The sequence below is a fragment of the Streptomyces sp. NPDC041968 genome, from assembly GCF_055589025.1.
This window is the reverse complement of record NZ_JBVJCB010000017.1, coordinates 60,365-75,584: the sequence shown is the minus strand read 5'-3', so window position 1 is coordinate 75,584 and position 15,220 is coordinate 60,365. Positions and strand designations below refer to the sequence as shown.

The 15,220-nt window shown below is 74.1% G+C and carries 10 protein-coding genes; 5 read left to right on the top strand and 5 right to left on the bottom strand.

Translation table 11 applies throughout. The features are described 5' to 3' along the window. Positions 1–108: 108 nt before the first annotated feature. The 4 genes from ACZ6EG_RS31805 to ACZ6EG_RS31790 all read right to left on the bottom strand — a co-directional run bounded on the left by ACZ6EG_RS31805 (position 109) and on the right by ACZ6EG_RS31790 (position 8,041). On the bottom strand, positions 109–1,026 hold the full coding sequence (locus ACZ6EG_RS31805) for a carbohydrate ABC transporter permease (RefSeq protein ID WP_361011185.1): 918 nt from the start codon (positions 1,024–1,026) through the stop codon (positions 109–111). Further along, positions 1,023–2,369 carry a carbohydrate ABC transporter permease gene (locus tag ACZ6EG_RS31800; protein ID WP_391968244.1) on the bottom strand — a complete coding sequence of 449 codons (1,347 nt, stop codon included), beginning with the start codon at positions 2,367–2,369 and terminating at the stop codon, positions 1,023–1,025. Before ACZ6EG_RS31800 ends, ACZ6EG_RS31805 begins: the two co-directional genes overlap by 4 nt. A 4-nt stretch (positions 2,370–2,373) precedes the next feature. Continuing rightward, a complete protein-coding gene (locus ACZ6EG_RS31795) occupies positions 2,374–3,789 on the bottom strand; it encodes an ABC transporter substrate-binding protein (protein ID WP_469609845.1) in 1,416 nt (471 codons plus the stop codon). A 487-nt stretch (positions 3,790–4,276) separates the two neighbouring features. Next, a complete protein-coding gene (locus ACZ6EG_RS31790; protein ID WP_469609842.1) occupies positions 4,277–8,041 on the bottom strand; it encodes an FHA domain-containing protein in 3,765 nt (1,254 codons plus the stop codon). A 469-nt stretch (positions 8,042–8,510) separates the two neighbouring features. Between ACZ6EG_RS31790 and ACZ6EG_RS31785 the strand changes: the two genes are divergently transcribed. The 4 genes from ACZ6EG_RS31785 to ACZ6EG_RS31770 all read left to right on the top strand — a co-directional run bounded on the left by ACZ6EG_RS31785 (position 8,511) and on the right by ACZ6EG_RS31770 (position 13,962). Further along, positions 8,511–10,232 (top strand): serine/threonine-protein kinase, encoded by a 1,722-nt coding sequence (locus ACZ6EG_RS31785; protein ID WP_469609839.1) that lies wholly within the window; start codon positions 8,511–8,513, stop codon positions 10,230–10,232. A 143-nt stretch (positions 10,233–10,375) separates the two neighbouring features. Beyond that, positions 10,376–11,620: a serine/threonine-protein kinase gene (locus tag ACZ6EG_RS31780; protein ID WP_391968240.1), complete on the top strand. Its 1,245-nt coding sequence runs from the start codon at positions 10,376–10,378 to the stop codon at positions 11,618–11,620. A 75-nt stretch (positions 11,621–11,695) separates the two neighbouring features. Next, positions 11,696–12,802: a peptide chain release factor 2 gene (gene prfB / locus ACZ6EG_RS31775; RefSeq protein ID WP_391968239.1), complete on the top strand. Its 1,107-nt coding sequence runs from the start codon at positions 11,696–11,698 to the stop codon at positions 12,800–12,802. Positions 12,803–13,122: 320 nt separating this feature from the next. Next, entirely contained in the window at positions 13,123–13,962 is an 840-nt protein-coding gene (locus ACZ6EG_RS31770) for a hypothetical protein (RefSeq protein ID WP_469609835.1), read from the top strand. A 128-nt stretch (positions 13,963–14,090) separates the two neighbouring features. On the opposite strand, the gene ACZ6EG_RS31765 is transcribed toward ACZ6EG_RS31770, so the two are convergent. Further along, positions 14,091–14,282 (bottom strand): hypothetical protein, encoded by a 192-nt coding sequence (locus ACZ6EG_RS31765; RefSeq protein ID WP_384701106.1) that lies wholly within the window; start codon positions 14,280–14,282, stop codon positions 14,091–14,093. A gap of 247 nt (positions 14,283–14,529) precedes the next feature. Here ACZ6EG_RS31765 and ftsE point away from each other — a divergent pair, with 247 nt between their 5' ends. After that, the gene (gene ftsE, locus ACZ6EG_RS31760; protein ID WP_053131878.1) at positions 14,530–15,219 is read left to right on the top strand and encodes a cell division ATP-binding protein FtsE; all 690 of its coding nucleotides are present in this window, start codon (positions 14,530–14,532) and stop codon (positions 15,217–15,219) included. Position 15,220: the final 1 nt, after the last annotated feature.

Genomic DNA, 15,220 nt, shown 5'->3' with positions numbered 1-15,220 from the left:
TACGGTCCCTGCGGCATTCGGGGGACCGTCGCGCCGACGCGTGCCCCGTACGAAGGAAGGGGCGGACCGGTGTCCGGTCCGCCCCCTCAAGCGTGGTGCCCCGGCGCCCTACTTGACGGCACCCGCCATCACGCCGGAGACGAACTGCCGCTGGAACGCGAAGAACACGGCCAGCGGGATCACCATGGAGATGAACGCTCCCGGCGCCAGCACGTCGATGTTGTTGCCGAACTGCCGTACCTGCGTCTGCAGGGCGACCGTGATCGGCTGGTTCCCGGAGTCCGAGAAGATCAGCGCGACCAGCATGTCGTTCCACACCCACAGGAACTGGAAGATGCCGAGGCTCGCGATCGCGGGCCCGCCCAGCGGCATCACGACCCGGGCGAACAGCCGCAGCTCACCCGCGCCGTCGAGCCGGGCGGCCTCCAGCAGCTCCCTCGGGATCTCCGCGAAGAAGTTCCGCAGCAGGAACACCGCGAAGGGCAGACCGAAGCCGACGTGGAAGAGGATCACACCGACGATCGACCCGAACAGGCCGATCTTCCCGAAGAGTTCGGCGATCGGGATCAGCGCGACCTGCACCGGGACGACCAACAGCCCCACCACGGCGAGGAACCACCAGTCGCGGCCCGGGAACTCCATCCACGCGAAGGCGTAGCCCGCCAGCGACCCGATGACCACGACCAGGACCGTCGCCGGGACCGTGATCAGGACGGTGTTGAACAGGGAGGAGGTGATGTCGCCGTTCTTCAGCAGCTCCTCGTAGCTCTGGAAGGTGAGCTGGGAGGGCTTGGTGAAGACCTCCCACCAGCCGCTCGACGCCATGTCCCGGGGCGTGCGCAGCGAGGACAGCAGCAGACCGATCGTCGGGACCAGCCAGAACAGGCCCACCACGATCAGGAAGACCCGGACCAGTCCGCCGCTGACGCCCTCGGCGAGCCGCGACCCGAGCGACCGCTTCGCCTCGCGGGCGGTCCCGGGCGACGCCGGTGCCGTCTTCGTGAGGGAGCCCGCGTCCGTGGTCATCGCCGCACCTCCCGCCTCAGCCGCCGTACGTTGAACCACATCACCGGGATCACCAGGAGCAGCAGGAACACCGCGATGGCGCTGGCGATGCCCGGCTGGTCGGAGGCGAAGCCCTTGCGGTACAGCTCCAGGGCGAGCACGTTCGCGTCGTCCTGGGAGGACCCGGGGGCGATGATGAAGACCAGGTCGAAGACCTTCAGCACGTTGATCATCAGGGTGACGGCCACGACCGCGAGCACCGGCGCCAGGAGCGGCACCGTGACCCGTCTGAAGACCTGCCACTCGTTGGCCCCGTCGACCCGGGCGGCCTCCAGCAGCTCCCGCGGGACCCCGGCCAGCCCCGCCGCGATCAGCACCATCGCGAAGCCCGCCCACATCCACACGTACGACCCGATGATGGCCGGTGTGACGAGCGAGGGGCCCAGCCAGTCCAGGCCGTTGTAGGGCTCCTTGAAGTTGTCGGCGGGCAGCCTGAGCTGTGCCCCGTCGGCAGCCGCCGGCAGCGAGAAGGTGCCGTCGCCGGCCGCCGTGGCCGAGGCGACGACCTCGCCGTCCTTCACCGCCTCGATCCTCATCCCGGCGTAGCCCAGTTCGGCCGCGTCGACGCCGTTGAGCTTCCCGACGCCCTTGCCGCGGGTGAAGTCCTGCCAGGTGGTGCCGGTGATCCTGCCGTCCTCCGGCTCGGCGGGCACGGCCTTCTTCGCACCGTCCGGCATCAGGTCGGGGGCGACGCCGACCAGGGGCAGGACGACGGTCGCGCCCGCCCGCACCGGCTCCTTGGTGACGAAGGCGCCCCCGCCGGCCGGCTCCAGCGGCGAGTCGCGGCCCGGGTGCGCCTTCGGGAACGCGGACGACTCGGCGAACGTGTCGTGCACCCCGACCCACACCGCGTTGGCGACGCCCTTGTCCGGGTCCTGGTCGTACACCAGGCGGAAGATGATGCCCGCCGCGAGCATCGAGATCGCCATCGGCATGAAGACGACCAGCTTGAACGCCGTGCCCCAGCGCACCCGTTCGGTCAGGACCGCGAAGATCAGGCCGAGCGCGGTGGCGACCGTGGGCGCGAACACCACCCAGATGATGTTGTTCTTGAGGGCCGTGCGGATGCCGTCGTCGGTGAACAGGGCCTGGTAGTTGTCGAATCCGGCGAAGGAGTCGCCGGACTGGTCGTAGAAGCTGCGGATCAGCGAGTACCCGATCGGGTAGACCACGAGCGCGCCGAGCAGCACCAGGGCGGGCAGCAGGAACAGCACCGCCACGGCCTTGCGGGTGCCGGTCACGCTCTTGCGCGACTTGGGGGCGGCAGGGCCCGGTGTGGTCCCCGCCGCCGTGACCGACGTCATCGCGTCAGTCCCCGTAGGCGGCGGCCGCGTCCGCCTCCAGCCGCTCCTGCGTGCCCGCGACGTCCTTCGGGTTCTTCAGGAAGTCCTGCAGCGCCTTCCACTCGCCCTTGCCGGGCGTGCCGCCGAAGGCCTGCGGGGCCTGGTCCGACATGTCGAAGCGGAAGTCGTCACCGGCCGCGACGAGCGCCTCGGCGATCTTCCTCTGCACGTCGTTCGGGTACGCCGACGCCTCCACGTTCTTGTTCGGCGAGAGGTAGCCGCCGAGCTTCGCCTGGATCGTCGCCGCGTCCGGCGAGGCCAGCCAGGTGGCCAGGGCCTGCGCCGCCTTCGAGTCCTGAAGGACCACGGCCGCGTCGCCGCCGGACACCACCGGCGCGGTGCCGCCGACCGACGGGAAGGGGAACACCTTCGCGTCCGTGCCGACCTCCGCGTCCGTCTCGCCGATGTTGACCTGGACGAAGTCGCCCTCGTAGACCATGCCCGCCTTGGGCTGGTCGCCGCCGGTGAAAGTCTGCGTCACCGAGGCCGGGAACTCGGTCTGCAGCGCGCCGGACGCGCCGCCCGCCACGTAGTCCTTCTTGCCCCAGATCTCGGCGAGGGTGGTCAGCGCCTCCTTCACCGACGGGTCCGTCCACTTGATCTCGTGCTTCGCCAGCTGGTCGTACTTCTCCGGGCCGGCCTGCGAGAGGTAGACGTTCTCGAACCAGTCGGTGAGCGTCCAGCCGTCCGCGCCGCCGACCGAGAACGGCGTGACGCCGGAGTCGTAGATCGTCTGGGCGGCGGTGAGCAGCTCGTCCCAGGTCTTGGGCTCCGCCGCGCCCGCGTTCTCGAAGACCTGCGCGTTGTACCAGATCAGGGACTTGTTGGCGGCCTTGTAGTAGACGCCGTACTGCTTGCCGCCGACCTTGCCGATCTCCTGCCAGCCCGGCGAGTAGTTCTCCGCCAGCTCCTTGGCGGCCTCCGCGCCCAGCGGCTTGGCCCAGCCCTTGTCGACGGCCTGCTTGATGGCCCCCGGCTGCGGCAGCATCGCCACGTCCGGCGGCGCACCGCCCGCGATCTTCGAGCCGAGGAAGTTGATGATCGGGTCCTGGGCGGGCACGAACGTCACCTTGGCGCCGGTGCGCTTCTCGAACTCGGCGAGGACCTTCTTGAAGTTCTCCTGCTCGGCGCCGGTCCAGACGGCGGCGACCTCCAGGCTCTCGCCGTCCAGCTTCGGCAGGGTGACGGTGGCGGCCGTCTCCTTGCCGCCCCCCTCACCGGCGTTCTCGTCGCCGCCCTTGTCGTCGTCGCCGCCGCACGCGGTGAGCGAGAGCGCGAGCGCCCCCGCGGCGAGGGCGGCGGCGGCCCGGGTGGTCCTCTTCGCGGCTCTGCCCGTGCCCTTGACGGTCCTGCGTGTCCCCATGGTGCTGCTCGTGCGCATCACTGCCCCGTTCTTCGTCCTCGTCGAACGTCCGGCGCTGTCCCGTGCGCTCTGGTGTACGCCAGGGGGGTGAGGGCGGCAAGAGCGCCTCCGCTGTCAAGCGGGGGATCGTGACCGCGTCGTGACCAGGCACCGGGCGGCCGGCACCGTCGAGGGCCGCCGCCCGTGCACCGCCGCTCGCGACTGACCGGTCCAGGGCCTGGCCGGCCCCGAGCGTCGTCGCCCGGAGGGCGGTCTCGCGGCGGCCGGTGCGTCGAGGGTGCGAGCAAGGTGTCGAGGGTGCGCGTCGCGTGGGGGGTGCGCGTGGCGTTGCGAGGGCGCGCGTGGCCGCGCCAGGGTGCGCGTGGCGTCGAGGGTGCGCGCGTGGCGTCGAGGGTGCGCGCGTGGCGTCGCGAGGCGGGCGGGAATCGTCGGACCGGCCCTTGGCCCTCCGGCCCGCGGAGCCCGCCTCGGGTGGCGCCTTCGGCGGGCCGGTCGACGGCCGGGGTCACAGCAGCGACGGCACCTCCGCCGCCGCCACCTCCCGCGCCGCCCGCTCCAGCGCGCTGGCCAGCAGGGCCAGGTCCGTCGGCCCGTTGCCCAGCTCCCGGACGGGGCGCCGGGCAGGCGGGTCGCCCATGCGGTGCCACTCCAGCGGGACCACCGTGGGCCGCAGGGTCGCCGTCCGCGGGATGCGTCCCGTGACCCGGCCGCCCTGGAACACCACGACCTGGCCGTCCGGGCGGGTCAACCGCCCCCGCCCCGGCGCCGGTTCGTCCGGGCCCGGCACCGGCGCGTCGAGGGCGACCCGCAGCGTGGCGCGCGACGAAGGCTCCGTCTGGGAGGTGCGGCCCCCCGGCGTGGTGGCGGCCACCAGATGCACGCCGAGCCGCTCGCCCTCCCGCGCTACGGCCTCCAGCGCCCGCATCACCGAGCCCGCCGCGGGGCGGCCGGGCGAGCCGAGCGGGGGAGTGACGAGTGCGTCGAGATCGTCCACGACGACGACGAGGCGGGGGAGCGGTGGTACGGCCTCCGCTCGGCGCCGGGCCGCGCCCGGCCGCAGCCGCAGCGTGGAACTGGGCGGGGACTCCACGTCCCCGGTGCCCGCCCCCGGCCCGGCCCCGGACCCGTCCGCGGGGCCGCGCTGGGCGACCAGCCGGCCGGACACCTCCCGCCCGCTGTGCCACTCGGCGAAGTGCGACCGCCCGAGCAGCTCGGCGCGCCGCTTCAGCTCCGCGCTCAGGGACTGCGCGAACTCCCGCATGCGGACCGGGTCGTTGGCGGTGAGGTGCGTGGTGACGTGCGGTACGTCCGTGCAGACCCGCAGTCCCTCGCCGTGTCCGCCGCCCGCGCCCACGCTGTCCCGGCCGTCCACCAGGACGACGCCGAGGCGGTCGGGGCGTTCGGCGGAGGCGAGGGAGGCCACGATCGCCCGCAGCAGCTCGGTGCGGCCGCTTCCCGGCGGGCCCTCGATCAGCAGGTGCGGCCCCTCGGCGCCGAGGTCCGCCGCGACCGGGCCGCGCGGTCCGGCGCCCAGCACGGCGTGCGCGCGGCCCCCGAGGGCCTGGGCGTCGTCGGCCGCGTCCGCCCAACGGGCCATCAGGGAGGCCGGGGTGGCGCGGGCGAGGCCCAACTCGTCGAGGAGCCGGGCCGCCTGGGGCAGCGGTGCGGACACGCGCGTGTGCCGCTCGCCGACCGGGCCGTCGGTGCGCAGCGGAGCCAGGGCGCGGGCGAACCGCTCGGCCCACGCGAGGGAGACGGCGTCCACCGTGCCGAGCGTGCCGTGGCCGACCGGGCCGGCGGGGGCGGACGCGGTGTCCGGGGTGCCGGGGGAGGTGCCGGCGCGCGCGACGCGCAGCAGCCGCAGGGCCGTCGCCACGTCCCCGCTGAGCAGCGCCACGGCACCGCAACTCCGGAACACCGGCGACGCCGCGCAGGCCGCCTCGTAGGTCTCCGTCACCGGCGAGGTCGGGGAGGCGGCGGCCGTCTCGGCGAGGCACACGACGTGGATGCCGGCCCGCGGCCCCTCCAGGGTCAGGCGCGTCACGGTCTCGCGCACGTCCGCCCCGCCGGGGTCCCCGTCCACCACGACCACCGTGTACGGGCCCGGGAAGCCGCCGGCCGGGTCGGAGCCGTCGTCGGGCCGCGCCCACGAGGGCTGTCGGACGGTGTCGGCCGCCGGTGCCGCGCCGTGCCCCCGCGCGTCCCGCGCGAGGGCCGTCGGCTGGGCCGGGATCGTGCCGGCGGGGGCCGGTGGCCGTGCGCCGGAGCGGACGTCCGCCATGTGGTCCTCCAGGCGGCGCAGGAGTTCACCGGCGCGCGCCGCGGCCTGTTCGCGGTCGTAGGCGAGCAACAGGCGGCAGTCCTGGCCGTGTCCCGGGCGCAGCTGCGGCAGCCAGCCCAGCCAGGCCCATTCGGCGGCCCGGTCCGCGAGCGGGCGGGAGCGGTCCGCGCTGATCAGGACGATCTCCAGGACGTCGGCGGAGTGCAGCGCGGCGAGCTGGGCCAGCACCGAGCGGGCCAGCCCGGCGAGCCGCCCGCGCGGGCCGGCCAGTCCGAGCGCCCCCACCTCGCGCAGCCCGGCGGTCACCGGGACGGCGGGCAGCGGCGCGTCGCCGCCGGGCGCCACCCGGTCGGCCGTGCCGAGCCGCACGGTGAGCGCCTCCGGGTGGCCCGGGCCGCGCTCCCACAGGCGGGGCCCCGGCCCGAGCGCCGTCAGCAGCAGCGAGGCGGGGTCCGGCCAGGTCTCCGGCGCGCGGGAGGCGCCGGTCGGGGCGGTCGGCGCCGGCCGGGCCGCCTCCTCGTCGAGGGCGTCCGTGTACGCGTCGGGTCCGGGCGCGTGCTGCGGGCCGCCGCGTCCGCCGGCCAGGCGCCGCGCCCATGCGCCGAGCCCGCCGCGCCGGCGTGCGCCCTGCGGGGCATCGGCGTCCCGCGGCGGTGTGCCCGCGCGTCCGGCGCCGTCGTCCAGGCGGGGGGCGTCGCCGGGGCCCGCGCTCCCGCCGAAGGCGGCCGTCGCCCCTGCCGTGAAGGCGTCCGACCCGGCTCCGGCGCCGTGCGTGTCGCCCGCGGCCGGGTACGAGCGCGGTGAACCTGCCCCGGGGTCGTACCCATGGCTCTCGATGCGGGGTGCGCCTCCCTGGCCGGGCACCTGAGGTGACCCGGCCGGCCCCGCGCCGCCGTGCGGAGCGGTGCCGTACCCCGCCGCGGGGTACCCCGTGGTGCCGTAGGCGTGGTGGGTGGGCCCGGCGGAAACGGGCGGGTCCTGGCGACCGGTCCCGGGTCGTCCGTCCGGCGCACCGGCCGCGCGGGGGTCTCCGTCCGCCGCGCCGGCCCGGGGGGTGGGGCCGCCCGTCCGTCCGGCCGCAGGAGGCCCGCCCGCCCCGTACACGCCGCCGTCCGTGGCGTCGGCCGGGTGCCGGTGACCACGCGCCCCCGCACCGGGCCGGGCGGAACCCGCCCCCGGGCCGCCCGGGTACGGGGAGCCTGCCGCGGAGCCGCCCGGGTGCGGGGAGCCTCCCGCCCCGCTCGCCGGGGCGCGTCCCTCCACCGCGTCCGCCACGCGCGCGTGCACCACGTCGTCCCCGCCGAAGGCGGCGGACGTGCGGGCGGCCGGCAGCCGTACGTGCCCCTCGCCGTCGGAGGTCGTGGGCACCCGCGCCTCGTCCGCCGGGGGCACCGGCACGAGCCGCAGGGCCGACTCGCCGACCCGCAGCAGCGCCCCCGGCGCGAAGCGGACCGGGCGGTCGCCCACGCGGGTGCCGTCCAGTGTGGTGCCGTTGGTGGAGCCGAGGTCGGCGACCGAGACGCGGCCGTCGGCGGCGACGGTCACGGCGCAGTGCATCCGGGAGACGTCCGGGTCGTCCAGCGCGACGTCCGCCTCCGCCGAGCGGCCGAGCCGGACCTGGCCGCCGTGCAGCAGGTGCACGCCGCCCGCGTCGGGACCGGCGACCACGTGCAGCTGGGCCGGGACGTCGGCCGGCTCGGTGTGCGGGTCGGGCTCGCCCGGGGCGCCCACGCAGAGCACGGCGCCGTCCAGGAGCGGTGGCTCGCCGAGGGTGCTGCGCTGGGCGTCGAGCCGCTGCGCACCGGCGTAGAGCACCACCTGGCCGGAGCCCTGGCCCTCACCGCCGGGGAGCACGGCGGCCAGCGCGGAGGAGATCGCGGCCAGCGCGGTGCCGGCCGGTGCGGTGACCAGCACGTCGCAGCTCGCGGCGCGGCCCCCCACCGCGGCATGCGGGCCCAGCGGGTCTACGACGGTCAGCCGGATCTGCATCGCCGTCAGCGGTCCCTTCGCGCGGGCGCCCGCGCGCCGGGAAACAAGAAGCCGTCACCACGGTCCCCCACCGCGGACTTCCCCCACCGCCACACGAGCACGTCGGCCAGTACTGCACGCATCCTCGCACCTGCCACTGACAACGCGCCCGTCACCGGCCATCAAATGATCTTGATTGGTCGGCTCTGCCCGTAAAAATGCCTGACAGCTGTCGTGCCGGCGATCGAAGGGTGCCCGCTTGAGATCGGTCACGTCCGGGCCCGGCAACCAAGGGACCGGGTCGAGCGTCTTCCCTCCGAACACGCACCTGAACACCCGCACCTGAACAGGTGCCGGACACGGAACGCGAGCGGAGCGCGGGACCCGCCCGCGGCCCCACGAGAACCCCGAAGGGCGACGACAGCCCGGCGCCCGCACCGCGGCACTACAGTGGGTCGGAACAGCCAGCAAGCAACAGGGAGCGCATGACGTGCGGCCGGTAGGCAGCAAGTACCTCCTCGAGGAGCCCCTCGGTCGCGGAGCCACGGGCACCGTCTGGCGAGCCCGCCAGCGGGAGACCGCGGGTGCCGAGGCGGCCGTGGCCGGGCAGCCCGGCGAGACCGTCGCGATCAAGGTCCTCAAGGAGGAGCTCGCGAGCGATCCCGACATCGTGATGCGCTTCCTGCGGGAGCGCTCCGTCCTGCTCCGGCTCACCCACCCCAACATCGTCCGGGTCCGGGACCTGGTCGTCGAGGGCGAGCTGCTGGCGCTGGTCATGGACCTCGTCGAGGGCCCCGACCTGCACCGCTACCTGCGCGAGAACGGGCCGTTCACCCCGGTCGCCGCGGCCCTGCTCACGGCCCAGATCGCCGACGCCCTCGCCGCCAGCCACGAGGACGGCGTCGTCCACCGCGACCTGAAGCCGGCCAACGTGCTGCTGAGGCAGACCGGCGGCGAGATGCACCCGATGCTCACCGACTTCGGCATCGCCCGCCTCGCCGACTCACCCGGCCTGACCCGCACCCACGAGTTCGTCGGCACCCCCGCCTACGTGGCGCCGGAGTCCGCCGAGGGCCGCCCGCAGACCTCCGCCGTCGACATCTACGGCGCCGGCATCCTGCTGTACGAGCTGGTCACCGGCCGGCCCCCGTTCGCCGGAGGCTCCGCGCTGGAGGTGCTGCACCAGCACCTGAGCGCCGAACCGCGCCGCCCCTCCACCGTCCCCGACCCGCTGTGGACGGTCATCGAGCGCTGCCTGCGCAAGAACCCCGACGAGCGCCCCAGCGCCGAGAACCTCGCCCGCGGCCTGCGCGTGGTCGCCGAGGGCATCGGTGTGCACGCCGGCAGCGCGCAGATCGGCGCCGCCGAGAACGTCGGCGTGCTCCTCGCCCCCGACCCGGCCCCCGCGCCGGTCCCGGGAGCCCCCGGCGCCGCCGACCCGACGCAGGTCCTGCCGCAGAACCCGCCCGGTGCCCACGACCCGAACGGCGCCACCAGCGTCCTGCCGCAGACCGGCAACCCGTCGGGCGCCGCCGACCCCACCGCCGTGCTCCCCCACCGGGGCGCCGCCGACCCGACCGCCGTCATGCCGCCCGTGCCCCCGGGGCAGCCGGGCGGACCGGGGCAGCAGGGCGGACCGGAGGACCCCCACCCCTGGCAGAACCAGCTCCGCGCCGCCCGCGACCGCAACGAGCAGACGCAGGTCCAGTACCTCGACCCGAACCAGGACCCGCTGCGCCGCCGCCCCCAGCGGCAGGTCGCCCGCCCGCAGCAGCAGCCCCGCCAGGCACCGCAGGGCCCGCCGCCCCAGCAGCCCGGTTACGGGTACCCGCAGCAGCAACAGCCGCAGCGCTACGCCACCCCTCAGCCGCAGCAGCCCGCGCAGCCTCAGCGGCCCCAGCCGCAGCGTTACGCCCCGCCGCCCGCGCCCGAGCCCCAGCCGCCCCGGCGCGAGCCCCGGCCGCCGCGGCAGCGCAGCGCCAACCCGATGCGCATCCCCGGGCTGGGCTGTCTCAAGGGCTGCCTGTTCACGCTCGTCATCCTGGTCGTGGCCGGCTGGCTGATCTGGGAGCTGAGCCCCCTGCAGGACTGGATCGGCACGGGCAAGGGCTACTGGGAGCAGCTCAGCGACTGGTTCACCACCGTGACCGACTGGATCGGGGACCTGGGCGGCGGCAGCGGCTCGGGCGGCGGTACGTCGACCGGCAACTGAGCCTCCGGCGGGTCCCGTTCCCCCGGATCCGACGGCGAGTCTGGAGATTTGTCGACATCCGGCGGGTGATTTCCGGCTCCCCCGTGAAGGTCGGCTCCGCGGGCGCGTACGTTTAGGCGCAACACGCGTCGGTAGGAGCAGTCTTGGCACGGAAGATCGGCAGCCGGTACACCGCCCACCAGATCCTGGGGCGGGGCAGCGCCGGCACGGTGTGGCTGGGCGAGGGACCCGAGGGGCCCGTCGCGATCAAGCTGCTGCGCGAGGACCTGGCGTCCGACCAGGAGCTGGTCTCCCGCTTCGTGCAGGAGCGCACCGCGCTGCTCGGCCTGGACCACCCGCACGTGGTCTCCGTGCGCGACCTGGTGGTCGACGGCAACGACCTCGCGCTGGTGATGGACCTGGTCCGGGGGACGGACCTGCGGACCCGCCTGGACCGGGAGCGGCGCCTGGCGCCCGAGGCGGCGGTCGCCATCGCCGCCGACGTCGCCGACGGCCTGGCCGCCGCGCACGCCGCCGGGGTCGTGCACCGCGACGTCAAGCCCGAGAACGTGCTGCTCGACATGCAGGGCCCGCTCGGCCCCGGCGGCTCCCACCCGGCCCTGCTGACCGACTTCGGGGTCGCCAAGCTCATCGACACCCCCCGGCGCACCCGCGCCACGAAGATCATCGGCACGCCCGACTACCTGGCCCCGGAGATCGTCGAAGGCCTGCCCCCGCGCGCGGCCGTGGACATCTACGCCCTGGCCACGGTGCTGTACGAGCTGCTCGCGGGCTTCACGCCGTTCGGCGGGGGCCACCCGGGCGCGGTGCTGCGCCGCCACGTGACGGAGACGGTCGTCCCCCTCCCGGGCATCCCCGACGAGCTGTGGCAGCTCCTCGTCCAGTGCCTCGCCAAGGCCCCGGCCTCCCGGCTGCGCGCCTCCGAGCTGGGGGACCGGCTGCGCGAGCTGCTGCCGATGCTGGTCGGCATGGGGCCGCTGGACGTGGACGAGCCCGACACCGAGCAGGACGAGGACGCCCCGGAGGAGCCCCCGGCGTCCGCCGCGCCCTCCGGGGAGCCGGTACGGCGCCGGGGAGCGGTGCCCCTGGTGCCGGGCTCCGCACCGGCGGACTCCAACCGCGACACGCACACCTCCATGCGCGTGCCCGCCCCCGACGAGCTGGCCGGCGGAGCCCGCGGCACCGCCCGCGCCCCGCGCGCCGCCGGTGCCCCGCGCCCCGGCTCCGCCCGCAACCGCGCCGCCGCCCGGCGCCGCCGGCTGGCGGTGGGCGCCGGCGTGGTCGCCCTGGTGGCCGCGATCGGCGCCGGTACCTGGCTCGCCACGGGCGGTGACGAGAGCGGCGCGGACCCGCAGGACACGCGGAACTCGGCACCGGCCTCGCCCTGAGGCCCGGGGCCGGGTCGCCACGGACACCGCGACGACCCGGCGAAAGCCGGTGGACGGAGCCGTTACGCTGGATGCGTGGCAGTCGTCGATGTATCCGAAGAGCTGAAGTCCCTCTCCTCGACCATGGAGTCGATCGAGGCCGTCCTGGACCTGGACAGGCTGAGGGCAGACATCGCCGTGCTCGAGGAGCAGGCGGCAGCACCCTCCCTGTGGGACGACCCGGAGGCGGCGCAGAAGATCACGAGCAAGCTCTCCCACCTCCAGGCGGAGGTGCGGAAGGCCGAGGGCCTGCGCGGCCGGATCGACGATCTCGCGGTGCTCTTCGAGATGGCCGAGGAGGAGGACGACCCGGACACCCGCGCCGAGGCCGAGTCCGAGCTCACGGCCGTGAAGAAGGCGCTGGACGAGATGGAGGTCCGCACCCTGCTCTCGGGCGAGTACGACGCCCGTGAGGCGCTGGTCAACATCCGCGCCGAAGCCGGTGGCGTGGACGCCGCGGACTTCGCCGAGAAGCTCCAGCGGATGTACCTGCGCTGGGCCGAGCAGCGCGGCTACAAGACCGAGGTCTACGAGACGTCGTACGCGGAGGAGGCCGGCATCAAGTCGACGACCTTCGCCGTCCAGGCGCCGTACGCCTACGGCACCCTCTCCGTGGAGCAGGGCACCCACCGCCTGGTGCGCATCTCGCCCTTCGACAACCAGGGGCGCCGCCAGACCTCCTTCGCGGGCGTCGAGATCCTCCCGGTGGTCGAGCAGACCGACCACATCGAGATCGACGAGTCCGAGCTGCGGGTGGACGTGTACCGGTCCTCCGGCCCCGGTGGACAGGGTGTGAACACCACCGACTCCGCGGTGCGACTCACCCACCTCCCCACCGGCATCGTGGTCTCCTGCCAGAACGAGCGCTCCCAGATCCAGAACAAGGCCACGGCGATGAACGTCCTCCAGGCCAAGCTGCTGGAGCGGCGCCGCCAGGAGGAGCAGGCCAAGATGGACGCCCTCAAGGGCGACGGCGGCAACTCCTGGGGCAACCAGATGCGTTCTTACGTGCTGCACCCGTACCAGATGGTCAAGGACCTGCGCACCGAGCACGAAGTGGGCAACCCGGAGGCCGTGTTCAACGGTGAGATCGACGGGTTCCTGGAGGCCGGAATTCGCTGGCGCAAGCAGCAGGAGAAGTAGGGCGAAGCGCTGAGACCGCTTTGTCGACAAGGCAACTGCCGCCGTTTCGGGGGCGGTTGCCTTTTGTCTGCCGCCCGGACGCCGGTGATGTCCGGGTTTTACATCACACTCACACCCTTTGTGTCCGGCATACGTCCCGTACCTGGACATCGCGTACGCAATGGCCTTGACGTTGCTTTGAACATTCGCCAGGGTGAGGCGCGGCATGCGTATTTACGGGGCGCATGTGAACCGGGGGACGTCAGTAAACAGCCACCTCCGTCGATCACGGCCCCGAGTGCGGCCTCACCGACTCATCGGCTACTGGGGGTAGCAACTACATGACGAAGAAGACGCGCATCCGTGTCGCGCGCATAGCGGCCGGCGCAGTGATCGCGGCCGGCGCCTCCCTGACCGCCGCGGGTGCCGCTTCGGCGCTCGACATCGGCGTGGGCGTGGGTGTCGGCGACGCCAACGTCGGCGTCGGCGTGAGCGTCCAGGGCGAGGGTGACACCGAGGGCACCACGGAGGGCACCACCGAGGGGACCACCGAGGGCGCGATCGTCGGCGTGACCGAGGGCACCACGGAGGGCACCTCCGAGGGCACCACCGAAGGCACGTCCGAGGGCACCACGGAGGGGACGTCCGAGGGCACCACCGAAGGCACCACGGAGGGCGCCACCGAAGGCACCACGGAGGGCACCTCCGAGGGCACGACGGAAGGCACCTCCGAGGGCTCTTCGGTGGGTACGTCCGAGGGCACCACGGAGGGCACCTCCGAGGGAACCTCGACGGGCACCTCCGAGGGCGGTGACAACGGCGGCTCCGGTGACAACGGCGGCACCGGCGACAACGGTGGCAACGGCGACAACGGCGGCTCGCAGACCACGGGCGGCGGCACCGGCGGCAACGGCGGGACCGGTGGCGGCGACAACACCGCCCCCGACGGCGGCAGCAACGACAACGTCACCCAGGACGAGGGTTCCTCCGCCCTGACCGACACCGGCGACGAGGCCCCGGCCTCCGACACCGCCGCCCAGGGCAGCGGTGACGAGCTCGCCGAGACCGGCGCCGCGGAGACCACGTTCCTGCTGGTCGGCGCCGCCACGATGATCGCCGGCGGCATCGGCTTCCGCATGCTGCCGCGCATGATGAACGGCCGCGGCGGAGCGGCTGCCTGAGGTAGCCACCCGCGTACGCGCAGCGAACGCGGACGAAAGGGCCCGGAGCGCACCCGCTCCGGGCCCTTTCCTCGTCCCTGTCCCCTCGTCCCGCGCCCTCTGGGCCCGGGAGGGGCCCTCCGGGGGCCTCAGACGGTCTGGTGGGCCAGCAGGGCCATCGCCGCGATCAGCACCGCCAGCAGTGCGACCAGCGTCATCGGATTCAGGCCCGCGAGGAAGTTCCCCTGCTGCAGCCGCTCGCGGTTTGCCCGGCACACCGGGCACCGGCCCTCGCTCACGGGCGCCGCGCAGTTCGCGCACACCAACCGGTCGTACGTCATGCGCTCGCCCTCCTTGCCGCCGGCTCCGTCAGGTCAACGCCCACACCGCCGTGAACGTTCCCCTTCCACTGTGCCAGGTTCCGTGGGGCCCCGCGCGCCTTCCCCCCGAGGCCGGACCCCGGTGCATGCCCCGTAAGGACGGGGACAAAACGTGCCACTGTCGCGCAACCCCGGCCGGTGACTGCGGCGCGCTCCCCGGTTCGCGTATGGTCACGCTCATCTACCCCCGGCGACCCGTGGTGCACCCGTGATCCGATTCGACAACGTCTCCAAGGTCTACCCGAAGCAGAACCACCCAGCCCTCAGGGATGTCTCCCTGGAGGTCGAGAAGGGCGAGTTCGTCTTCCTCGTGGGGTCCTCCGGCTCCGGAAAGTCCACCTTCCTGCGGCTCGTCCTCCGCGAGGAGCGGTGCAGCCACGGCCAGGTGCACGTCCTGGGCAAGGACCTCGCCCGCCTGTCCAACTGGAAGGTGCCGCAGATGCGGCGCCAGTTGGGGACCGTGTTCCAGGACTTCCGCCTGCTGCCGAACAAGACGGTCGGCGAGAACGTGGCCTTCGCCCAGGAGGTCATCGGCAAGTCCCGCGGCGAGATCCGCAAGTCCGTGCCGCAGGTCCTCGACCTGGTCGGGCTCGGCGGCAAGGAGGACCGCAGGCCCGGTGAGCTGTCGGGCGGTGAGCAGCAGCGCGTCGCCATCGCACGCGCCTTCGTGAACCGGCCCAAGCTCCTGATCGCCGACGAGCCCACCGGCAACCTGGACCCGCAGACCTCGGTCGGCATCATGAAGCTGCTCGACCGCATCAACCGGACGGGCACCACCGTGATCATGGCCACCCACGACCAGAACATCGTGGACCAGATGCGCAAGCGCGTCATCGAGCTGGAGAAGGGTCGCCTCGTCCGCGACCAGGCGCGCGGCGTCTACGGCTACCAGCACTGAC